Genomic DNA, 21,218 nt, shown 5'->3' with positions numbered 1-21,218 from the left:
GGGAACGCGAGCCGAGAGGGTCAGCGCGTCGCCCGATTCAAGACGCCGCGCGGCGCGCTTCTTCATAGAGCCGCGCCAGCAACGACTTCGCCGAATCTGATGGCATCATGGTCGCCACCGTCACGGATGGCCCGGAGCCGGCGTCGCGCTTGCCGTGGCTGGTATGGCGCATCACGCTGGAGAGCCGCCGGGCGATCAGGTGGCCGTTGCGCAGATCGGTATCGGCGAACGCCACGATGACCGAGCCGTCGTCCTGGGCGGCGCCGAAATCCATTTGCCGCATCAGCCGGCTGATGATCCGCGCGCCGTCGAACTGGGCGCGGGGGTGGGCGGCATCGAAGGCGAAGCGCGCCACCGTCAAACCGCCGCCGCGCGAGAGGGTTTGATAGACCGCCGTGGCGAAGTCGCGGTTGAAGGCCGACGGTGTCAACAGACCGGTCCTGGCATCGAGCAGGCCCTCGGCATCGATCGATCGGAGGGTCCGGGTCAGATGGGCCTCGAAGGCATGCTGGCGGATCAGCGGCAGCGCGTTGGCGGCAATGTGCGCGGGCTCGCCGGAAATGATTTCGAGATTCGGCAGATCATAGGCCGGCGCCAGCGCATCCGACGTCATCACTACCGGCAGATTGCGAAAGCGCGAATCTTCGGTCAGCACCGTGAGGAAGGCATCCACCACGCGCGGACTGAAACCCTCGCCGAGCACGATGCCGTCGATGTCGCGGGTGTTGAGATGCTTGGCGGCAGCTTCGATCGAGAGTGCGCCGACCACGCCGATCCGCTCGCCGAGCGCTACCGAAAGCGCAGGGTAGGCGGCGCCGCGGCCGATCAGCAGCACGGTAGCGTCACGGGTCGGATCGAAGTCGGCCGCCACGGCACGCGCCAACGGCTCACCATCCATGCGGCGCATCACGGTGATATCAAGTGCGCGAACCCGCAAGGCAGCGCGCAGCCGCGCGATCAGGCGATCGAAACTGCCGCCGGTTTGCGAGAACGGGATGGCGTTGTCGGGCAGCGATGTCGTGGGGTCGACCGCGATCAGCGGCAGATAGGGCCGCTGCGCCGCGATCTGCTGGGCCAGCGCGTCGAGACCGGGTTCGGCCGTTCCGGTCATCGCGACCAGCACCGCGGCCGGGTGCAGCTGCGCGACGGCGCGCGATGCATCGGCCCAGCCGGCATCGATCATCGGAAACATCTTGGCATCATCGAGCGCGCTGGCGAATGATGGGCGCCCGGCGGTCGATACGACGATGAGCGGGCCTTGCTGGGACATTCTAAAACTCGGATTACGCGTCAGTCGGAACGCGGTAACCCTAGTTCCTCGGCCTTAATGCCGCGTCAACGGGACCCCTTGGATTTCAGTCAGGTCTGATTGGCCCGGTCGCGAAACGCTTCCACCATCAGCGGGTTAAGCCCGAGTTCGGCCAGCGCCTCGCGGGCGCGGCCATTGTCCTGGGCGCGTCCGGCAAGCCGGTGACCGCTGAGGCGGTCCGGCAATGCCGTCAGCAGCGCCCCCTGTCCGAGCCGCCGGGCCCATTCCTGCAGATCGCCGGACAGGAACCGGTAGCCGCCGACCGCCATGATCCCCGTGGGGGGCGCGGTAATGCAGATCGCGCCGGTCTGCCGATCGATCCGGGCGGCATAGTCGGTGTCGACGTAATCGCGCGGCGGCTGCGCGATCAGGGAGTCGCTCGGCGGCGGTGGCGGCGCGTAGGGTGCTGCGGAAATCATCGGCCCCCGCAAAGCCAGCGTTCCCCTCGGCGTCAGAAAGATCTCGCCCGATATCGATGAGCCCGGAACCTCGCGTGGCGCGCTGTGCGGTCCAGGCCGAACCAACGCCGGCGCGCCATCGGCCGCGGTGCGGCGGGCGGCGAACAGGCCGGCTTCGCCGAACAGATAGACATCCGTTAGCGTCACCTGCGGCTGCGTCCAGGGCGGCGACGACGCGACCTGTTCCGGCGCGCGCCACAGCCCGATCATCGTGCGCAAGGTCGGCAGACGCGCCGCCATGTCGATCTCGCCCAGCCGCAACGCCAGCTGCGCGGGCGCGACCAGCGTATCGCAGCTGTGCTCGACGATCTGCTGCTCGAGCACATCGCCGTCGAACGGATGATGCAGCGCCAGGGTTCCGCCCGACAACAGCCAGATCACCAGCGACGAGGTCAGGCCCGCGAACGACGATGGCGTGAACGCCGACATGATCGTCGAGCCCTGCGGTACGTCGCTTTCGAGCGACAGAGCGAGGCCGCCGGCGATCAAATTCAGATGGGTGCGCGGCACCGGGCGAAAGCCGTCGCTGGTGAAGTCGAACGAGACAATCGCCGCCTTGCGGCCGTCCTGCACCACGGCGCGCGAAGTGGTGGAGTCGGCCGACAGGGCGAGATCGAGCGAGGCCATGCCTTCCGGCAGGTCGCTGCCGAAGCCGCAGACATGGCGAATCGAAAAGGCCTCGGCCGCGGCATTCATGGCGAGATCGGAATGCACCACGCCATCGATCCGGCTCATGCTCACGATCGCCCGCGCCCCGGTGCGATTGAGCGCGACTGTCAATTCCGCCTGCCGCCATAGCAGCGGGAACAACGCCACCACCAGGCCGGCGCGATGCGCGGCCAATACCGTCAGCACGAATTCGACGGTATTGGGCAGCTGCACCGCGATCACGGAATTGGACGGCAGCCCGGATTCGATGAAATGCGCCGACAGCGCCGTGATCGCCCGGTCCGCTTCCGCGAAGGTCAGGTTCCTCGGCGGCTGGCCGGTGATGCGCTGCTTGTTGATGGGATCGAGCAGCGCCGGCGCATCCGGCTTGCGGGCCAGGATCCGCTTGAACAATCCGTCGAGCGTCGGCGATGTGTTGGTCTGGATCACGGGGATCACTTCGGTTGGGCGTCGGGCCGCTGCCACCAGGTCTCCGGCAGATACCCGGTCAGGGCAGTGGCGTCAGGCCGTTCTATCCGATTCCACCGCGCGATCCATTGCTCTTGAACGTTAAACAGCGGAATACCGTAGAAGCCCGACATCAGGGTCCGGTCCAGCGCCCGCACCGCCGGCACGAAATCGGTATGCTCGCGCGCCTCCAGCAAGGCCGCGATCAGGACGTCGATCGCGGGGTCCCTGGCGCCCATATAGTTCCGCGTGCCCTGGATTCCCGCGGCCTCGCTGCCCCAATAGAAGGATTGCTCGTTGCCGGGCGACAGCGATTGATCCCAGCGGTTCTGCAGCATGTCGAAGTCGAAGGAGAGACGGCGCTGGTCGAACTGAACGGCGTCGACCGCACGCACTGACGCCTCGATGCCGGCGCGCTTCAGGTCGCGCTGGTAGGCCAGCGCGATGCGCTCCTGATCGCGCGTCGTCACCAGGATTTCGAAGGTGAGGGGGGCCCTGGTCGAACGCTGCCGCAGCACCGCGCCGTCGAGCTCGTAGCCGGCCTCCGACAACAGCTTCAGCGCGCTGCGCAGCGTGGCGCGATCGCGGCCGGACCCGTCGGTGACCGGGAGTCGGTAACTGCCGTCGAGAATATCGGGCGGCATATGCGACGCGAACGGTTTCAAGAGCTCCCGCTCGCGATCATCCGCCGCGCGGCCATAGGCCGACAGCACGGAGCCTGCGAAGAAGCTCGCGGTGCGCCCATAGAGCCCGAAGAAGTAGTTGCGGTTGATCCATTCGAAATCGAACAGCAGCGTCAGCGCCTGGCGCACGCGGATATCCGAAAAGACCGGACGCCGTGTGTTGAACACCAGGAATTCGGCGGGTTGCGGCATCCCGGTCTTGATGGCGTCGCGGATCACCTCGCCGCTGCGGGCTGCCGCGAAATCATATCCGTCGTGCCAGCGCAGCGGTTCGGTCTCGACGCGAAAATCGTAGAGGCCGCGCTTGAACGCTTCGAAGGCGCCGTTGGCTTCGCGATAGAAATCCAGCCTGATCTCGTCGAAATTCCACAAGCCCCGATTGACCGGGAGGTCGCGGCCCCAGTAATCGGGATTGCGGGTCATCGTGACGCTGGCGCCGGGCTTCACCGCGGTGATGCGGTAGGGGCCGGAACCGATGGGCGCCGCCATCGAGGTCTCTTCGAACGTCGCGACATCGACGGCATGCTTCGGCAGTACCGGCATCAGGCCGAGGATCAGCGGCAGCTCGCGGTCGTTGGCGCCGGCGAGGTCGAACCGCACGGTAAGCGGATCCGACGCCTCGGCCTTGGCGACCTTGGCGTAATACTGGCGATGATTGGGACGGCCTTTGTCGCGCAGCAGCGCCCACGAGAACAGCACGTCCTCGGCGAGCACCGGCTTGCCGTCGGAAAAACGCGCCCTGGGATCGAGATGGAAGGTGACATAGCTCCTGCTGTCGTCGGTCTCCACGCGCTGGGCGAGCAGGCCGTACAGCGTGAAGGGCTCGTCATGACCGCGCGCCATCAGGCTTTCGACCACAAAGCCCCTGACCTGCTGCACGGCGAGACCCCTGACGATCACCGGGTTGAGGCTGTCGAAGGTGCCGAGAACACCCTGCAGCAGCCGGCCGCCTTTCGGCGCCGCGGGATTGGCATAGGGCATGTGGGTGAAATCGGCCGGCAGGGCCGGGGCGCCGTGCATGGCGATGGCATGGCGCGGCTCGGCCGCCCGGCAGGTGCCGGCTGCGAGCGCAAGACCACCAGCCAAAGCCAGTAAAGCGCAGACCACGGCTTGAACGCGCGGGCGCCCGGAAATTGGCGACGCAGCGCGCGGATTTGATTCGATATTGTGCACAGCGGCTTTTACCATAGCCGTCACACCCGGTCCCGGCGGGTCGCCAGGATGCCTGTCGGCATTGATCTTTTCGTCCGCCGCTGTATTGAAGGCGGGCAATTGACCAAGACGGCAGGGCCTGTCACGTATCCGCCTCATTTGGCAAAGAGACAGCCGCTCAACGGCTAGGTGTCGGTGCCTGCAGCGGTTTCTGCCGCTTCCGTTCAGAAAGGGTTTTCCGCAATGAATTTCCGTATCTTGGCCGCGCCGGTATGGCCGCGTGGGCGGATTACCGCCCTGTTGGTGGCGACCGCACTGTCCGCCTCGTTGCTGGCTTCCGGCGCGCAGGCCCAGCAGCCACAACCGGCCCCCGGCGCCCCTGCCGTCGCACCCAAGGCGGCGCCGAAGGCCGCGCCGAAGGCTGCCCCGAAAGCCCCGGCTCCGGCGGCTCAGCAGCCCGCCGCGCCGCCGGCCGCAGCTCCCGCTGCGGGCGCCCAGCCCGCCGACCAGCAGGTTCAGCTGATCTATGCGCCCTGGACAAAGTTCTGCCTGAAGGGCCAGGACGCCGGCGCCAAGCAGGTCTGCTTCACCGGCAAGGACGGCCGCATCGAGTCCGGCCAGCCCGTCATCGCGGCCGTCATCATCGAGCCCGAAGGCGAGCCCAAGAAGATCCTGCGCGTCACGCTTCCGCTCGGCATGCAGCTGGTTCACGGCACCCGCGTGATCGTCGACGCCAATGCGCCCGCGCAAAGTCCCTATGTGATCTGCTTCGCCAATGGCTGCATGTCGGACTACGACGTCACGCCGGAATTGCTCGCCAGCATGAAGAAGGGCCAGAACCTGGTGGTGCAGGCGATCAACTCCAACGGCGCGCCGCTCACGCTGCCGCTGCCGCTGGCCGAATTCGCCAAGGCCTATGACGGTCCGCCGACCGATCCCAAGGTGTTCGAGGAAACCCAGAAGAAGCTGCAGGAAGAGCTGCAGAAGCGCGCGGAAGAAGCCCGCAAGAAGCTCGAGGCCAATCCGCCCGCCGGCACGCCGGCGGCCAATCCGGCTGCGAAGTAAGGGCAGGGCGATCCTGTCGACAACCAAGAGGCGCCCGGATCGGGCGCCTTTTTCGTTGGGGGAATGTCTCAACGTCGTGCCCCGGATGCAGCGCAGCGCCATAAGCGCGTTTACGCGCGTCTTCGACGCGCTATGGCGGCGCGTTGCTAAGCCGGGGTCCATCCAGCAGCGGAGCAAGTCTCGTGGGTCCCGGCTCTGCGGAGCAGCGCGAAGGGACGATGCTTCGCATCGCCGGGAGGGCGCTGCGCCGCGTCCGGGACACGAGTGTTGGCTAATTCAGCGACGGATTGCGGGGGCGGTAGCCGCCCGATTTGTCTTTGACAAAGATCTCGGCGACCTGCGAGTGCCGGATCGGCTCGCCCGAATCGTCGGGCAGCAGGTTCTGCTCGGAAACATAGGCGACGTATTCGGATTCCGAATTCTCAGCCAGCAGATGATAAAACGGCTGATCCTTATGGGGGCGGACCTCTTCGGGGATCGACAGCCACCATTCCTCGGTATTGTTGAACACCGGGTCGATATCGAAGACCACGCCCCGGAACGAAAAGATCCGGTGCCGGACGATTTGTCCGATCTGAAATTTGGCGGTCCGCGCTTTTATCATATCTCGTCGAATAGACCATGATTGTGGCCGATGCTAGAGGCAAACAGCCGAATTAACCTTTGCCATGCCGGTCCGTCCAGGCTGTCCAGCGGGGCAAGAATGATGAAAAAGACCCATCCCGATGATCGACATCCTCAACCTTGCGTTGCCCTATTTCGGCTTGATTTTCATTGGGTTCGCCTGCGGCAAGGCCAAGGCGCTGCCGGAGGACGGGCTGGCGTGGATGAACTTCTTCCTGCTCTACGTCTCGCTGCCGGCGCTGCTGTTTGGAATTATGGCAAAAACGCCGTTCGCGGAGCTGAATAACCCGCCATTCCTGATTGCGACCACCTTCGGCACCGCCAGCGCCTTCTTCCTCGCGATGTTCTCGAGCCAGCTGATAGGCAGGCTTTCGGTCCGGGAATCCACCCTGGCGGGCCTTGCCGGCGGTTACGGCAACATCGGCTATATGGGCCCCGGGCTGGCGCTGGCCGTGCTCGGCTCGAAGGCCGCGGCGCCGACCGCGTTGATTTTCTGCTGCGACGCCATCTTTCTTTTTACGGTCGTGCCGCTGTTGATCGCTCTCACCGACCGCGAACACCAGTCGTTGCTGCGCACGCTCGGCTCGGTGGCGCGGCAGATCGTCCTGAACCCCTTGATCATGTCAGCCTGCGCCGGCGCGCTCGCCGCGGCCTTCCACGTTCGCCCGCCGACGGCGATCGACAACACGCTGCTGTTTCTGCAGAACTCCGCCGCGCCGGTGGCGCTGTTCGTGCTAGGGGTGACCGTTGCATTGCGCCCGCTGGCCGGCGTGCCCTGGGAAGTGCCCGGCGCCATCGCGGTGAAGCTCCTGATCCATCCGCTGATCGTATTCGGATTGATGCTGGAGTTCGGGCCGTTCCCGCAGCCCTGGGCGGCGACCGCGGTGCTGATGGCCGCATTGCCGCCGGCGCTCAGCGTGTTCGTGATCGCCCGTCAGCACGACACCTGGGTCGAGCCGGCGTCGGTCGCCGTGCTGATTGGAACATTCGCCTCCGTCATCACGCTGACCAGCGTGATGTGGTTCATTCAAAGCGGCCGGCTGGTATTCCCGTGACCCCGCGACGGCGCCAGGCCCTCGCGCATGGCCAGACGGCGGATCGCGCCGACCGAACCGATCAGATGCATGCCCACCGCGCGCAGCGACTGCACGGGCAGGAAATCGCTGAGCAGTGAGCGGTTCGCCATATCGATCGCGAAGGTGCGGCTGGCGACGTCGCTGCGCCGCGCCGAGTCGTAACGCTTGATCACCTGCGGGGCACCCGGGTCTTCACCTGCCAGCATCGCGTCGCGCACGATATCGGCGATATCTGCGGCGTCGCGCAATCCCAGGTTCAGGCCCTGCGCGCCGATCGGCGGCACCACATGCGCGGCTTCGCCGACCAGCACGATACGATCCCTGGCGAATTGCCGGGGCTGTTCGATGCCGAGCGGAAACAAATGCCGCCCCGGCTCAACGCTGACGCGGCCGAGAATGGAATGCGATTGCCGTTCCGCGGCCTCCGACAATTCGTCATCGCCCAATGCGATCAGCCGTTCGGCTTCTTTCGGCGCGGCAACCCACACCACGCTGCTGCGGTTGCCGGGCAGGGGAACGAATACGCACGGGCCGTGCGGGGTGTGAAACTCCGTGGAGATGTCTCGATGCGGCCGCGAATGGCTGATGTTGAAGGTCAACGCCGCCTGGTTGAGGCTGCGGCGGCTGACCTCGATGCCGGCGGCTTGGCGGCACAGCGATTGCCGCCCGTCCGCGCCGACCACGAGGCGCGCGGCCAGGGATTGGCCGGCGCGCGTGTGGATGACGACCTCGGCGTCATCGGGGCTGATCGTTGCAGCCTCATCGTCGAACCGCGTCAGCCCGGAAAGTCCGGCGGCGCGTTGCTCCAGCGCCTCGATCAGCGCACGGTTCTCGATGTTGTAGCCGAACACATCGAGGCCGATTTCCTCGCAAGCGAACCGGACCTCTGGCGCCCGGATCAGCCGGCCGGTATCGTCGACCAGCCGCATCACGCGCAATGCCGCCGCCTGGTCCCTGCAGCGCGGCCAGACCTCCAGCCGTTCGAGCAGATCGATGGAGTCGCCCAGCAGCGCCGTGGTACGGTTGTCGGCATAGGGCAAGCGGCGGGCGACCAGCGCCGTGCGCGCGCCGGTCTCCGCCAAGGCGACCGCGGCGCCAAGTCCCGCGGGGCCGCCGCCGATCACGACGACGTCATAGGTATCGGATCCATCATTCATATCGGGACAATTGACGTTCCCGGCGGCATTTTCAAGTCTGCATCATCAGGTCTAATGTTCCCTGCGGTTTGCGCGGCCGAACGCCGCAAGCTGCGGTGTGCAAATCGCCGCAATTCCTGATAGCAGTGCGGTCCGATGGACGAGTCGAACCAGCCAGTTTCTACACCGCGAGCGACGCCGGGAACGCGGGCGGCGGCATTTTCCGTCCATATCTTCACGGCGATGGGGGCGGGCATTGGCCTGCTCGCGATGCTGGAGGCGGTGCGTGAGCACTGGGCGGCGATGTTCGCGTGGCTCGGGCTGGCGCTGGTGGTCGACGCGCTCGATGGCCCGATCGCCCGGCGGTTCGATGTCGTGCGGCTGCAGCCGAACTGGTCGGGTGAGGTACTCGATCTCGTGGTCGACTTTGTCACCTATGTTTTCGTGCCGGCCTATGCGATCACCGCCAGTGGCATGTTGTTGCCGGTCATGGCGCCGTTGCTGGGCGCCGGCATCGTGGTATCGGGCGCGCTGTATTTCGCCGATCGCCGCATGAAAACCGACGATAACCATTTCCGCGGTTTTCCGGCGCTGTGGAACGCCGCGGCGTTCTATCTGTTCCTGCTGCATCCGCGGCCGTGGCTGGCGAGCCTGATGGTCGCGGTCCTGATCATACTGACGTTCGTGCCCATCAATGTGATGCATCCGGTCCGCGTCGTGCGGCTGCGCGGCCTGACGTTTTCGCTGATGGCCATCTGGGCGGTGCTCGCGATCTTCGCGCTGGCCAGGGATTTTGATGTAAGCGCGCCCGTAACCATCGGACTTTGTGCGATCGCCCTCTATATCGTGGCGAGCGACGCGGCGATCCGAATCGTGAGGTTTTTCAAGCCATGATGGAATTATTGACCAGCCCGGAAGCATGGGCCGCGCTGTTGACCCTGACGGCGCTGGAAATCGTGCTCGGCATCGACAATGTCATTTTCCTGTCGGTCATCGTGTCGCGTCTTCCCGAACCACAGGCGAAACGCGCGCGACAGATCGGGCTGGCGCTGGCGCTGGTGTTCCGCATCATGCTGCTCAGTGTGCTGGTGTGGCTGATCGGTTTGACGCAGCCCGTCTTCACCGTGAAGAGCATGGGGTTCTCCTGGCGCGACATCATCCTGATCGGCGGCGGACTGTTTCTGATCGCCAAGGCCACCCATGAAATTCACCGCGAAATGGAAGCGCGTGAGGAGGGACACGTGGACGCGCCGGCGCCCAACGCGTTCTTCTGGGTGATCGTCCAGATCATCATCATCGACCTGGTGTTCTCGCTGGATTCGATCATCACCGCGATCGGCATGGCTGAGCAACTCGAGATCATGATCGCGGCGGTCATTATCGCCGTGATCGTGATGTATGTATCGGCCGTTCCGGTCACGAAATTCGTGGCGGAACATCCGACCACCAAGATGCTCGCTCTGGCGTTTCTGGTGCTGATCGGCCTGGCGCTGGTGGCCGACGGTTTCCAATTCCACATTCCGCGCGGTTACATCTACTTCGCGATCTCGTTCTCGGTCGCCGTCGAATTCTTCAATGTTCTCGCCAAGAACAACCGAAAGAAGACCGCGAAAAAGACCCTCAAGAAACCGGTCCAGCAGGGCGGCGGATAGAGGCTGCCGCCGCGAGTTGACAACGCAGTCCCGATGGCTTTCGCTCGACCTCAAGGCAAGGCCCAAGAAGAACTTGGCCTAAGGAGAATTCGATATGATCAAGGCCGTGCGCGTGCACAAGGTGGGGGGCCCGGAAGCCCTGGTTTACGAATCGGTCGACGTGCCCGCGCCCGGACCCGGCGAGGTTCGCATCCGCCAGCATGCCATCGGTCTGAACTTCATCGACGTCTACTACCGCACCGGCCTCTACAAGGCGCCGGGGCTGCCCTTCATCGCCGGCAATGAGGCCGCCGGCGAGGTTCTGGCGGTGGGGCCGGGCGTCACCAATTTTCATCCCGGCGACCGGGTCGCCTATTATTTCAATCTCGGCGGCTACACCACCGAACGCAACATTCCCTGGGACAAGCTGGTGAAGTTGCCCGACCATATCACCTACGAGCAGGGCGCCGTCCTGATGCTCAAGGGGCTGACGGTCTGGTACCTGTTGCACAAGACGTTCAAGGTCGAGCCGCACCACCGGGTGTTGATTCATGCCGCGGCCGGCGGCATCGGCCTGTTGGCGTGCCAATGGGCGAGGGCGATGGGCGCGCATGTCATCGGCACCGTTGGCACCAGGGCCAAGGCGGATCTGGCACTGGCCAATGGCTGCGATCACGTCATCCTCTACAATGAGGAAGATTTCGTCGCCCGCGTGAAGCAGATCAGCCGCAACGAGCTCTGCGATGTCGTCTATGACGGCGTCGGCAAAACCACCTTTCCGGGGTCGCTGTCCTGCCTGAAGCCGCGCGGGTTGTTCGTGAGTTTCGGCAACGCTTCGGGCCCAGTGCCGCCGTTCTCGATTGCCGAACTCAACAATCACGGCTCGCTGTTTGCGACCCGTCCGAAACTCAACGACTACATCGCCCAGCGCGCGGATCTGCTGGAGGGCGCCGACACCCTGTTCTCGGCCGTCATCAACGGCAAGCTGCACGTGCCGATCAACCACGCCTACGCGCTGAAGGATGCGGCGAGAGCGCATACCGACCTGGAGAGCCGGGCCACGACGGGCGCGTCGATCTTGAAGCCGTAGGTCTCAGCACCGTCATTGCAAGGAGCCCTCTTGTCCGCCGAAGCCCGCCTTCGGGCGAAGGCGGATGCGACGAAGCAATCCATTCTTTCTTTGCGCTTCGAGATGGATTGCTTCGCTGCGCTCGCAATGACGTTGTGAGAACCCTACGCCACCCGCCGTGCCGCTCCCATCCGCGTCAGGATTGCATCTAACCCGTCGATCATCTCCGAAATCTCCTCGCGCGAAACGTTGAGCGCCGGCATGAAGCGCAGCGCGTCGGGCTGCGGCGAGTTCAGCAGAAGGCCGTCCGCCAGCGCCTGCGCGACGATCGAGGCACCGATCGGGTGCCTGAGGTCGAGCGCCAGCAACAGGCCGCGGCCGCGGACTTCGCCGAGACCGTGCCGCGCCGACATCCGCTGCAACTCGCTTTCCAGGAACAGCCCGGCATCGACAGCCGACTTCAGGAATTCCGGCTTGCCGACCTCGGCAAGAACCGCGAGCCCGACCGCGCACATCAGCGGATTGCCATTAAACGTGCCGCCCTGGTCGCCATGCTGAAAGCAGGAGGCCTTGTTCGTCGCCAGCAAGGCCGCCAGCGGCACGCCGCCGCCGATGCCCTTGCCCAGCGTCATGATGTCGGGCTCGATTCCGGCATGCTGGTAGTGAAACAGTTTTCCGGTGCGGCCCATGCCGGTCTGGATCTCGTCGAAGATCAGCAGCAAGCCATGCTCGTTCGTCAGTGCTCGCAGCTCCTGCAGGAAGTGATCAGTTGCAGCCCAGACACCGGATTCGCCCTGGATCGGCTCCAGCATGACGCCGATGGTCTTGTCCGTGATCAATCGCTTCACCGAATCCAGATCGTTCAGTTTGGCCTTGGGGAAGCCCGGCACCTTCGGCTCGAACAAGGGCTCAAACGCCTTCTTGCCGGATGCCGACATCGTCGCCAGCGTGCGACCATGAAAGCCGCCCTCGAAGGTGATGATCTCGTAAGCGCCGTTCTTGTGCAGGGCGCCGTATTTGCGCGCGAGCTTGATCGCGCCTTCGTTGGCTTCCGCGCCGGAATTGGCGAAGAACACCTGATCGAAGCAGCTGTGTTCGGTGAGCGCCTTCGCCAGCTTGAGGCTGGGGCCGTTGTAAAACGCCGGGCTCGGCGTCAGCAGCAGTTTTGCCTGAGCGGACAGCGCATCGGCAATGACCGGCGGCGAATGGCCGAGGCAGTTGACCGCCCAACCCTGGACGAAGTCGAGATAGCGCTTGCCGTTGTCGTCCCACAGCAACGAACCTTCGCCGCGGACGAAGACCGTCGGCGGCCGGGAGGTGATTTCCATCAATGCGTCAAACGAATGCGTGGCGTTGCTCATATCAAAACTCCTCAGCGGGGTTGGGAAGCAAAGCGGGCTGAAACGCAAGAAGGCCGCACTTTGCGGGTGCGGCCTTCTCGAAAACGTTGCTGATCCAGTGCTTCAGCTTTGTCGTCGGACACGGCGCGACCCATCATCGTCGAGCGAGCGACGACGGAACGTGGCGCGGGCGTTGGTCCGGTTCAGGATCATGGGGCAGGGCCATACAGCCGGAGGGCTGATGTTGTCAAGCGGAGCGTTCGATATCTCTCCACGAGTCGCCCCTGCGAACGCAGGGGCCCATACGCCGCGGCCCATCGTTCCGGTTTGGATGCAGGTACCTTTGTCGACAACAGGCGACCGGGATTATGGGTCCCTGCGCCCCGTGCGCAATTGCGCACTAGGCAGGGACGACAGCGAGCTAGTACCCCGCGACGCTGCCATGCAGATCGTATTGGTCCGATCGTTCGATCTTCGCGGTGACGATTTCGCCCACCCGCAGCGGGCGGCGGCTCGACAGGTAGACCGCGCCGTCGATCTGCGGTGCGTCGGCCTTGGAGCGGCCCTTTGAGACGGTCGGGCCGACTTCATCGATGATGATCTGCTGCCGTGTGCCGACCTTGCGCTTGAGCCGGCGGGCGGAAATCTTCTGCTGCCGCGCCATCAGCGCATTCCAGCGCTCCTGCTTGATTTCCGGCGGCACATGGTTGCCGAGCGCGTTCGAGGTCGCGCCCGCGACCGGCTCGTATTTGAAGCAGCCGGCGCGATCGATTTCGGCTTCTTCCAGCCAGTCGAGCAGATACGCAAAATCGGAATCGGTCTCGCCCGGAAAACCGACGATGAAGGTGGAGCGCAACGTCAGCTCGGGGCACTCTTCGCGCCACTTCTTGATCCGCGCCAGCGTCTTGTCCTGGGCGGCGGGACGCTTCATGGCTTTGAGGACTTCCGGGCTGGCGTGCTGGAACGGGATGTCGAGGTACGGCAGCACCTTGCCTTCCGTCATCAGGCCGATGACTTCATCGACATGCGGGTAGGGGTAGACATATTGCAGCCGGACCCAGGCGCCGAGTTCGCCGAGCTCTTTTGCCAGATCGAAAAATTTGGCGCGGACCTGGCGATCCTTCCAGGGGCTCTCGGCATATTTGATGTCGACGCCGTAGGCCGAGGTGTCCTGCGAGATGACCAGCAATTCCTTGACGCCGGCGGTGACCAGTTTTTCCGCCTCGCGCAGCACCTCACCGGCCGGCCGCGACACCAGATCGCCGCGCAATTTCGGGATTATGCAGAAGCTGCAGCGGTTGTTGCAGCCTTCGGAAATCTTCAAATAGGCGTAGTGCCGCGGCGTCAGCTTGATGCCCTGCGGCGGCACCAGGTCGAGGTGTGGATTATGCACCGGCGGCAGCGCGCGATGGACCGCGGCGAGCACGCTCTCATACTGCTGCGGCCCTGAAATCGACAGCACGCCGGGGTAGGCGGCCTCGATCTGTTCGGGCTCGGCGCCCATGCAGCCGGTGACGATCACCTTGCCGTTCTCGGCCATCGCCTCGCCGATGGCGCCGAGCGATTCCTGCTTGGCGCTGTCGAGAAAGCCGCAGGTGTTGACGATGACCAGGTCGGCGCCGTCATGCTTGCGCGCCAGCTCATAGCCCTCGGCGCGCAGCCGGGTGATGATCCGCTCGGAATCCACCAGCGCCTTGGGACACCCTAAGGAAACAAAGCTGACTTTGGGCGCGGCGGCCTGGTTCATGTCTGATATGCCTGAATGATGGGCAGGAGCTAGTCCCAATTGTCCATAATTACAAGGCTTTAAGCCGGCCTCTAGCATGCTAAGAGGTGCTTTGCCGCAAATGCGAGTGATCGATGGGCTCCGAGACGTCTCCCAACATCGTCATTGTTGACGAAAGCCCGATCCGCGCAGCGATCCTCGAGGAGGGGCTGCGGGAGGCGGGCTTTACCGGCGTTACGCATATCAGCGAGATGCACAATCTGCTGGCCCGGATCTATGCGCTGGACCCCGACGTCATCCTGATCGACCTGGAAAACCCAAGCCGCGACGTGCTGGAGCAGATGTTCCAGGTCAGCCGCGCGGTGCGCCGGCCGATCGCGATGTTCGTCGACCAGAGCGATTCCGCCTCGATCCAGGCCTCGGTCGATGCCGGCGTCTCCGCCTATATCGTCGATGGCCTGAAGAAGGAGCGGATCAAGCCGATCCTCGACCTCTGCATCTCGCGCTTCAACGCCTTCTCCAAGCTGCAGGACGAACTCGACCGCGCCAAATCCGCGCTCGAGGACCGCAAGGTGATCGACCGCGCCAAGGGCATCCTGATGAAACTGAAGGGCCTCACCGAAGACGAGGCCTATGTGCTGCTGCGCTCCACCGCGATGCGCGAGAAAAAGAAAATCGGCGAGATCGCGCAGTCGATCCTGACCGCTTCGGAGTTGCTGAAATGACCAAACCGCTGCGCATAGGCTTCATTCCGCTGGTCGACGCCGCGGCCCTGATCGTCGCCGTCGACAAGGGGTTTTGCGCGGCCGAAAGACTCGATGTCACGCTGGTCCGGGAAGTGTCGTGGTCCAACGTCCGCGACAAGCTCAACATCGGCCTGTTCGACGCCGCCCATCTGCTGGCGCCGGTCGCGATCGCCTCAAGCCTCGGGCTCGGACACGTCAAGGTGCCGATCGTGGCCCCGTTCAATCTCGGCCTCAACGGCAACGCCATCACGGTATCGCCGGCGCTGCATGCGGCGATCATGAGTGAGATAGAGGGCGATCCGTTCGACCCGATGGCGACCGCGCTGGCGCTGGCCCGCGTGGTCGCGGCGCGGCGCAAGAGCGGCGCCGAACCGCTGACCTTCGGCATGACGTTTCCGTTCTCGACCCACAATTATCAGCTGCGGTTCTGGATGGCCGCCGGCGGCGTCGATCCCGACGAGGACGTCCGCCTGGTGGTGCTGCCGCCGCCCTATATGGTGGACAGTCTCGTCAACGGTCACGTCGATGCCTTCTGCGTCGGCGCGCCCTGGAATTCCGTCGCGGTCGATCTCGGCGTCGGCCATATCCTGCATTTCGGTGCCGACATTCTGGTCCGCGCGGTCGAAAAGGTGCTGGCGGTCAGGCAGGACTGGTCGGAGAAGAATCCGGACGTGCTGGCCGCCCTGATACGGGCGCATGATCGCGCTGCCGAATTCATCGAGCAGCCGCAGAATCGCGCCGAGGCGGCGCGCATCCTCGGCGCACCCGAGCGCATCGGTGTCGATCCGGAGGTGATCCAGCGAACGCTCGACGGCCGCCTCAAGATTTCTCCTGACGGGACCATGCGCGAGAGCAACCGCTATCTGCTGGTGGGGCGGCAGGGCGCGGCGCGGCCGGACCCCGCACAGGCCGCATGGCTCTACGCCCAGATGGTGCGCTGGGGACAGACCCCGATCAGCCCGGAGGCGCTGAAAGTCGCGATGGCGGTGTTCAGGCCGGACCTGTACGACGCAGCCCTTGGACGCGCGGCGAAGCCAAGCGAAGCCTCCGACGGGATCGGCGCCTTCGCGGGACCCGCCTTCGACGCCAACGACATTGCCGGCCATCTGGCCGCATTCAAGATCGGTCGCAAAACCCCGTGAGGCGGCCCGTGGAGCGATGTTGGGCACCCGATCCAACCGTCTAATTATTAGGCGGTCTGCTTGAATCAGCGGTGGCGCCGGCCGCCAGGTTCCAGATCCAAAACACAACCAATTGAAATCGCTATATATTTTATCCGAATCGGGATGGCACGCAACTTGTATGTTGCAGTGCGGCCAGCCGTCGCAGATGCCCGTTGGCCAACGTCCAAGATGGATTTCCGCAGCAACGAAGCTGGTCGGGCCGGTTCGCATGACATGAACGGGTCCGCATTCCTTTCGGTTGAAGCCACCCGTTGTGGCCGCAGGAGCTTCGTCGCGCACCATGAAACTAGAAACGCTCTCAGTCGATTTTACCGACGAGCAGAAACGCTACCTCGAAGGATTCACGACGGGGCTGCAGATCAGCCGGGTCGGGCGCGGCCTCGGCGGCGCAGCCGCGGGTAAAGCCAATGCGGAGCCGATCGGCCCTGAAGCGTCGCACATCAAGGCGCAGGACCGCACGCTTGCCGCGGGCAAGAAACTCGTCGACCAGGAAAAGTGGAAGCGCGAGCAGCATCCGTTCGACGCCTATCCGCGGCTGAAGGAGCAGGCGCTGGCCGATGAGCGACCGTCGCCGGCGGACAATTTCCGCTGGCGCTATTACGGCCTGTTTTATGTCGGGCCGACGCAGGACTCCTATATGAGCCGTCTGCGGATTCCGAACGGCATCATGAAGCACTGGCAGTTTTCCGGGCTTGCCGATCTGATCGAACCGCTCTGTGGCCCGTTCAGCAACGTCACCACCCGCGCCAACCTTCAGGTGCGCGAAATCCCGCCGAAGCACGCGGTGATGCTGATCGAGGGCATTCAGGACCTCGGCCTGTGCTCGCGCGGTTCGGGCGCCGACAACATTCGCAACGTCACGGGCACGCCGACCGCGGGCATCGATCCGCAGGAATTGCTCGACACCCGCAAATACGCCCGCGAATGGCACTACCACATCCTCAACGACCGCTCGCTGACCGGCCTGCCACGCAAATTCAACGTCGCCTTCGACGGCGCCGGCAAGATCGCGGTGCTGGAAGACACCAACGACATCGCCTTTGCCGCGGTCGAGGTCAAAGAGGGGTTCGATGTCGAGCCCGGCGTCTGGTTCAAGCTCGGCATCGGCGGCATCACCGGCCACAAGGATTTTGCCACCGATACCGGCATCGTCGTCAAGCCGGCCGACGCGACGAAGGTGTCCGACGCTATTGTCCGCGTCTTCATCGATCTCGGCGACCGTACCAATCGGCTGAAGGCGCGATTGAAATACGTCATCGACGGCATGGGCATGGAAAAATTCCTTGACCTGGTCGAGCAAAAACTCGGGCATGCCTTCACACGCGTACCGCCGGAGGCGCTCGCGCCGCGTCCGGCGTTCGACCGCACCGCCCATGTCGGCGTGCACCGGCAGAAGCAGGACGGCCTGAACTGGATCGGCGTCGCGCTGCCTTTGGGCAAGGTGACCTGCGACCAGATGCGCGGCCTCGCCAAGATCGCGCAAGATCTCGGCGATGGCGATATCCGCCTGACGGTCTGGCAGAACCTGCTGATTTCAGGCGTCGCCGACGACAAGGTGGCATTGGCCACGGCCGCGATCGAGGCGATCGGCCTTGCGATCAAAACCTCGGAAATCCGCGCCGGGCTGATAGCCTGCACCGGCCGCGCCGGTTGCAAGTTCGGCAATGCCGATACCAAGCGCACCGCCGCCGGGATCGCGGACTGGTGCGACCCGAGGGTACCGGTCGAGACCCCGATCAACATCCATCTCACCGGATGCCACCATTCCTGCGCACAGCATTACATCAGCGACATTGGCATGGTCGGCGCGCGCATCGCGGTCGGCGATACCGACGACACCGTCGATGGGTTTCATATCTTCACCGGCGGCGGCTTCGGTCCGCAAGCCGAGATGGGGCAGGAGGTGTTTCACGACGTCACGGCGGAGGATGCACCTGTCCATGTCGAGCGGCTGCTGAAGGCCTACATCTCCCATCGCACTTCACCTGACGAGACGTTCCTGACCTTCGCGCGCCGCCATGACGGCGAGACGCTGCGCAAATTGGCCGATGCCGAGGCTTCCTCATGAACCAGATGACACCACCGCCGAAGATCGAGATCATTCCCTCCAGCGCGCCATTTTCCGATGCGCAGCGCTCGTGGCTGAACGGCTTCTTCGCCGGGCTGCTGACGGATGGCGGCCCGACGGCGCTGTCGCCGGAGCAGGGTGCGTCGATGCTGCAAGGGCCCGCCGGCGATGGCGACGATGGCGAGGCGCCCTGGCACGACCAGACCATGCCCATCGCGGATCGCATGAAACTCGCCGAAGGCCGGCCGCTGCGCCGGCGCATGATGGCGGCGATGGCGCAGCAGGATTGCGGCCAATGCGGCTACAATTGCCACGACTATTCGGACGCGATCGCGAGCAAGGCGGAACCGCGTCTCAATCTCTGTGTCCCCGGCGGCAAGGAAACCGCCCGGATGCTGAAGGCGCTGCATGAGGAACTGGAAAAAGCGCCGGCGGCGTCATCCGGCCCGGCGGCGGCAGCGCCTGCTACGGCTGCACCTGTTGTCACGGCGGAGCCCGGCCGTTCACGCGACAACCCGGTCGCGGCCACCTTCCTGTCGCGCCGGCTGCTCAACAAGGCCGGATCGGAAAAGGAAACCTGGCACATCGATTTCGACCTCTCGGGCGCCGGGCTCGACTATGTCGTCGGCGATTCCTTCGGCATCTTTGCCCGCAACGATCTCGGCCATGTCGACCAGATCATTGCCTTGCTGGGCGCCTCGCACACGACCAAGGTCCGGGGCAAGACGCTGCGCGAAGTATTGACCGACGAAGTCTCGTTGTCGCCGGCGCCGGACAGTCTGTTCGAACTCATTTCCTACATCACCGGCGGCGCGCAGCGCGAGAAGGCGCGGGCGCTGGCGCAGGGCGAGGATCCCGACGGCGATGCCGCCACGCTCGACGTGATGGCGGCGCTGCAGAAATTTTCGGGCGTGCGTCCGCATCCCGAAGCCTTCGTCGAGGCGCTGGAGCCGCTGCAGCCGCGGCTCTATTCGATCTCCTCGTCGCACAACGCGACGCCGGGCAAACTGTCGCTGACGGTCGACTGCGTGCGCTACGTGATCGGCAAGCGCAAGCGGCTCGGGCTCGCTTCCACCTTCCTCGCCGAGCGCATCAAGCCCGGCGACGAGCTCAAGGTCTATGTGCAGAAGGCCCACGGCTTCGCGCTGCCGCAGGATCCGAAAGTGCCGATCATCATGATCGGGCCGGGCACCGGCATTGCACCGTTCCGCGCCTTCCTGCTCGACCGCAAGGCGACCGGCGCGCCCGGCAAGAACTGGCTGTTCTTCGGCCATCAGCGCAGCGCATCCGATTTCTTCTATGCCGACGAATTGAATGCGATGAAAACCTCGGGCTTGCTGACGCGGCTGTCGCTGGCGTGGTCGCGCGACGGCGACAAGAAGTTCTATGTGCAGGACCGCATGCGCGAACTCGGCCGCGAAGTATGGACCTGGCTGGCCGACGGCGCGAACATCTACATCTGCGGCGACGCCAAGCGGATGGCGAAGGATGTCGAGCGTGCGCTGGTCGACATCGTCGCACAATTCGGCGCGCGTTCGACTGACGAGGCGGTGCTGTTTGTCGCCGACCTCAAGAAGAAAGGCCGGTTCCAGCAGGACGTCTACTGACGGAACCGTCAATCCGCATCAAATTGCAGCGAATAAAATTCTCGCCGGAATCCCCGGCGGAGAATTTTAGGCTGCAACCTGACTCTATTTGGACGTCCGCGTCGCTATTTCGCCGGTCATCTTGCATCCGGCAGCAAACAGCCCTTCATTATGGGACCATGTTGCCCAGGAGATCGACCATGCGCGAACTATCGGCGGAAGCCCGCCTGCATCTTTACGCGCGCCAGCTTTCGCGACAGGGCGGAACCGGGTTTCATACCGCAGCGCTCTATGGCTCGCTCGCGCTGATCGCGGCGGTGATGTTCGGCACGCTGTCGGTTCATCCGTTCTGAGATCGTAGGGTGGGCAAAGGCGCCCTTGCGCCGTGCCCACCATTTTTTCCTTGGCGCAGTGGTGGGCACGCTCACGGACGCGCATTCGCGCTTCCGTTCACTTTGCCCACCCTACGATTCAACTAACCTTGAACGGCGCCACGTCGATCTTCGCCGCCTTCAGCGCCTGCCGGATATCCTGCGCGATATCGACCGCGCCCGGGGTATCGCCGTGAATGCACACGGTGTCGGTGCGCATTTTGATCACCTTGCCAGTGACCGACACTACTGCACCGTCCTGCACCATCCGCACCACGCGGTCGGCGATTTTCGCCGGGTCGTGCAGCACCGCGCCGGGCTTGCGCCGCGACACCAGCGAGCCGTCATCCTCATAGGCGCGGTCGGCGAACACTTCGTGCACCATCGGCAAATTGGCGGCTTCGCCGGCCTGCACCAGTTTTGAGTTGGCGAGCACCACGAACACCAGGTTCGGGTCGACCGCCCTGATGGCGGAGGCAATGGCCTTTGCGGTCATGTCGTCCTCGCAGGCGACATTTGACAGCGCGCCATGCGCCTTGACGTGCGTCACCTTGTGGCCGGCCGCGGTGGCGATCGCCTGCAGCGCGCCGATCTGGTAGGCGACGAGGTTTTCGATCTCCGACGCCTTCATGCCGGGAAACGGCCGCCGGCCAAAGCCGTGCAGGTCGCGGTAGCCCGGATGGGCGCCGATGCTGACGCCGCGCGCCTTCGCAAGGTCTACCGTCCTGCGCATGATGTCGGCATCGCCGGCATGGAAGCCGCAGGCGATGTTGACCGAGGTGGCCAGCTCGATCATGGCGGCGTCATTGCCCATTTCCCAGGCGCCAAATCCTTCGCCAAGATCGCAATTCAGATCGACTGTCTTCATACTGTTTGCT

Annotated in this window: 18 protein-coding genes; 10 read left to right on the top strand and 8 right to left on the bottom strand. The window is 64.4% G+C overall.

The window, feature by feature from the left end; translation table 11 throughout:
* Window positions 1-37: 37 nt before the first annotated feature.
* The 3 genes from Q7T45_RS22955 to Q7T45_RS22945 all read right to left on the bottom strand — a co-directional run bounded on the left by Q7T45_RS22955 (window position 38) and on the right by Q7T45_RS22945 (window position 4,754).
* Entirely contained in the window at window positions 38-1,270 is a 1,233-nt protein-coding gene (locus Q7T45_RS22955; RefSeq protein WP_304873815.1) for a GGDEF domain-containing protein, read from the bottom strand.
* 89 nt (window positions 1,271-1,359) lie between these two features.
* Window positions 1,360-2,865: a class I adenylate-forming enzyme family protein gene (locus Q7T45_RS22950; RefSeq protein ID WP_304873840.1), complete on the bottom strand. Its 1,506-nt coding sequence runs from the start codon at window positions 2,863-2,865 to the stop codon at window positions 1,360-1,362.
* A gap of 5 nt (window positions 2,866-2,870) precedes the next feature.
* Window positions 2,871-4,754 (bottom strand): extracellular solute-binding protein, encoded by a 1,884-nt coding sequence (locus Q7T45_RS22945; protein ID WP_370691344.1) that lies wholly within the window; start codon window positions 4,752-4,754, stop codon window positions 2,871-2,873.
* Window positions 4,755-4,961: 207 nt separating this feature from the next.
* Here Q7T45_RS22945 and Q7T45_RS22940 point away from each other — a divergent pair, with 207 nt between their 5' ends.
* Window positions 4,962-5,783, top strand: a complete 822-nt coding sequence (locus Q7T45_RS22940; RefSeq protein WP_304873811.1) for an invasion associated locus B family protein — start codon at window positions 4,962-4,964, stop codon at window positions 5,781-5,783.
* A gap of 271 nt (window positions 5,784-6,054) precedes the next feature.
* Here Q7T45_RS22940 and hspQ read toward each other — a convergent pair whose 3' ends face one another.
* Window positions 6,055-6,387: a heat shock protein HspQ gene (hspQ, locus tag Q7T45_RS22935; RefSeq protein ID WP_304740333.1), complete on the bottom strand. Its 333-nt coding sequence runs from the start codon at window positions 6,385-6,387 to the stop codon at window positions 6,055-6,057.
* Window positions 6,388-6,508: 121 nt separating this feature from the next.
* On the opposite strand from hspQ, the gene Q7T45_RS22930 reads away from it, so the two are divergent.
* Window positions 6,509-7,462 (top strand): AEC family transporter, encoded by a 954-nt coding sequence (locus Q7T45_RS22930; protein ID WP_304873809.1) that lies wholly within the window; start codon window positions 6,509-6,511, stop codon window positions 7,460-7,462.
* Here Q7T45_RS22930 and Q7T45_RS22925 read toward each other — a convergent pair.
* Window positions 7,435-8,640: a UbiH/UbiF family hydroxylase gene (locus Q7T45_RS22925; protein ID WP_304873807.1), complete on the bottom strand. Its 1,206-nt coding sequence runs from the start codon at window positions 8,638-8,640 to the stop codon at window positions 7,435-7,437. The two genes, Q7T45_RS22930 and Q7T45_RS22925, sit on opposite strands and share 28 nt — an antisense overlap.
* A gap of 135 nt (window positions 8,641-8,775) precedes the next feature.
* Between Q7T45_RS22925 and pcsA the strand changes: the two genes are divergently transcribed.
* The 3 genes from pcsA (at window position 8,776) to Q7T45_RS22910 (ending at window position 11,340) form a co-directional block, all read left to right on the top strand.
* Complete coding sequence (gene pcsA / locus Q7T45_RS22920) at window positions 8,776-9,513, top strand: phosphatidylcholine synthase (protein WP_304873806.1); 738 nt, start codon at window positions 8,776-8,778, stop codon at window positions 9,511-9,513.
* Window positions 9,510-10,271: a TerC family protein gene (locus tag Q7T45_RS22915; RefSeq protein WP_304873804.1), complete on the top strand. Its 762-nt coding sequence runs from the start codon at window positions 9,510-9,512 to the stop codon at window positions 10,269-10,271. The genes pcsA and Q7T45_RS22915 overlap by 4 nt, the downstream gene beginning before the upstream one ends.
* Window positions 10,272-10,365: 94 nt before the next feature.
* A complete protein-coding gene (locus Q7T45_RS22910; protein WP_304873803.1) occupies window positions 10,366-11,340 on the top strand; it encodes a quinone oxidoreductase in 975 nt (324 codons plus the stop codon).
* A 143-nt stretch (window positions 11,341-11,483) separates the two neighbouring features.
* Here Q7T45_RS22910 and Q7T45_RS22905 read toward each other — a convergent pair whose 3' ends face one another.
* Entirely contained in the window at window positions 11,484-12,680 is a 1,197-nt protein-coding gene (locus tag Q7T45_RS22905) for an acetylornithine transaminase (protein WP_304873802.1), read from the bottom strand.
* Window positions 12,681-13,080: 400 nt separating this feature from the next.
* Window positions 13,081-14,406 (bottom strand): 30S ribosomal protein S12 methylthiotransferase RimO, encoded by a 1,326-nt coding sequence (gene rimO / locus Q7T45_RS22900; RefSeq protein WP_304873800.1) that lies wholly within the window; start codon window positions 14,404-14,406, stop codon window positions 13,081-13,083.
* 113 nt (window positions 14,407-14,519) lie between these two features.
* Between rimO and Q7T45_RS22895 the strand changes: the two genes are divergently transcribed.
* From Q7T45_RS22895 to Q7T45_RS22875, 5 genes are all read left to right on the top strand, one after another.
* Window positions 14,520-15,110, top strand: coding sequence for an ANTAR domain-containing response regulator (locus tag Q7T45_RS22895; RefSeq protein WP_304873798.1), 591 nt, complete (start codon window positions 14,520-14,522; stop codon window positions 15,108-15,110).
* The gene (locus tag Q7T45_RS22890; RefSeq protein ID WP_304873796.1) at window positions 15,107-16,273 is read left to right on the top strand and encodes a CmpA/NrtA family ABC transporter substrate-binding protein; all 1,167 of its coding nucleotides are present in this window, start codon (window positions 15,107-15,109) and stop codon (window positions 16,271-16,273) included. The genes Q7T45_RS22895 and Q7T45_RS22890 overlap by 4 nt, the downstream gene beginning before the upstream one ends.
* 322 nt (window positions 16,274-16,595) lie before the next feature.
* Complete coding sequence (locus Q7T45_RS22885) at window positions 16,596-18,383, top strand: NirA family protein (RefSeq protein ID WP_304873795.1); 1,788 nt, start codon at window positions 16,596-16,598, stop codon at window positions 18,381-18,383.
* Window positions 18,380-19,990, top strand: coding sequence for a sulfite reductase subunit alpha (locus Q7T45_RS22880; protein WP_304873793.1), 1,611 nt, complete (start codon window positions 18,380-18,382; stop codon window positions 19,988-19,990). Before Q7T45_RS22885 ends, Q7T45_RS22880 begins: the two co-directional genes overlap by 4 nt.
* Window positions 19,991-20,169: 179 nt before the next feature.
* Window positions 20,170-20,322, top strand: coding sequence for a hypothetical protein (locus Q7T45_RS22875; protein WP_304873791.1), 153 nt, complete (start codon window positions 20,170-20,172; stop codon window positions 20,320-20,322).
* 118 nt (window positions 20,323-20,440) lie between these two features.
* Here the strand turns inward: Q7T45_RS22875 and Q7T45_RS22870 are convergent, their stop codons facing one another.
* Window positions 20,441-21,208, bottom strand: coding sequence for a LamB/YcsF family protein (locus Q7T45_RS22870; protein WP_304873789.1), 768 nt, complete (start codon window positions 21,206-21,208; stop codon window positions 20,441-20,443).
* Window positions 21,209-21,218: the final 10 nt, after the last annotated feature.

Origin of the sequence: Bradyrhizobium sp., from assembly GCF_030646015.1 — a bacterium.
Lineage (GTDB): Bacteria > Pseudomonadota > Alphaproteobacteria > Rhizobiales > Xanthobacteraceae > Bradyrhizobium.
This window is presented reverse-complemented; position numbering and strand designations above follow the sequence as displayed.

What these genes read in the sequence shown, in the direction of transcription:
- Q7T45_RS22915 (WP_304873804.1), top strand. Translation starts at nt 9,510, where the DNA reads ATGATGGAATTATTGACCAGCCCGGAAGCATGGGCCGCGCTGTTGACC.
- Q7T45_RS22870 (WP_304873789.1), bottom strand. Translation starts at nt 21,208, where the DNA reads ATGAAGACAGTCGATCTGAATTGCGATCTTGGCGAAGGATTTGGCGCC.
- Q7T45_RS22910 (WP_304873803.1), top strand. Translation starts at nt 10,366, where the DNA reads ATGATCAAGGCCGTGCGCGTGCACAAGGTGGGGGGCCCGGAAGCCCTG.
- Q7T45_RS22885 (WP_304873795.1), top strand. Translation starts at nt 16,596, where the DNA reads ATGAAACTAGAAACGCTCTCAGTCGATTTTACCGACGAGCAGAAACGC.
- Q7T45_RS22880 (WP_304873793.1), top strand. Translation starts at nt 18,380, where the DNA reads ATGAACCAGATGACACCACCGCCGAAGATCGAGATCATTCCCTCCAGC.
- Q7T45_RS22940 (WP_304873811.1), top strand. Translation starts at nt 4,962, where the DNA reads ATGAATTTCCGTATCTTGGCCGCGCCGGTATGGCCGCGTGGGCGGATT.
- Q7T45_RS22945 (WP_370691344.1), bottom strand. Translation starts at nt 4,754, where the DNA reads ATGGTAAAAGCCGCTGTGCACAATATCGAATCAAATCCGCGCGCTGCG.
- Q7T45_RS22955 (WP_304873815.1), bottom strand. Translation starts at nt 1,270, where the DNA reads ATGTCCCAGCAAGGCCCGCTCATCGTCGTATCGACCGCCGGGCGCCCA.
- Q7T45_RS22895 (WP_304873798.1), top strand. Translation starts at nt 14,520, where the DNA reads ATGGGCTCCGAGACGTCTCCCAACATCGTCATTGTTGACGAAAGCCCG.
- rimO (WP_304873800.1), bottom strand. Translation starts at nt 14,406, where the DNA reads ATGAACCAGGCCGCCGCGCCCAAAGTCAGCTTTGTTTCCTTAGGGTGT.
- Q7T45_RS22930 (WP_304873809.1), top strand. Translation starts at nt 6,509, where the DNA reads ATGATCGACATCCTCAACCTTGCGTTGCCCTATTTCGGCTTGATTTTC.
- Q7T45_RS22925 (WP_304873807.1), bottom strand. Translation starts at nt 8,640, where the DNA reads ATGAATGATGGATCCGATACCTATGACGTCGTCGTGATCGGCGGCGGC.
- Q7T45_RS22905 (WP_304873802.1), bottom strand. Translation starts at nt 12,680, where the DNA reads ATGAGCAACGCCACGCATTCGTTTGACGCATTGATGGAAATCACCTCC.
- Q7T45_RS22890 (WP_304873796.1), top strand. Translation starts at nt 15,107, where the DNA reads ATGACCAAACCGCTGCGCATAGGCTTCATTCCGCTGGTCGACGCCGCG.
- Q7T45_RS22875 (WP_304873791.1), top strand. Translation starts at nt 20,170, where the DNA reads ATGCGCGAACTATCGGCGGAAGCCCGCCTGCATCTTTACGCGCGCCAG.
- hspQ (WP_304740333.1), bottom strand. Translation starts at nt 6,387, where the DNA reads ATGATAAAAGCGCGGACCGCCAAATTTCAGATCGGACAAATCGTCCGG.
- pcsA (WP_304873806.1), top strand. Translation starts at nt 8,776, where the DNA reads ATGGACGAGTCGAACCAGCCAGTTTCTACACCGCGAGCGACGCCGGGA.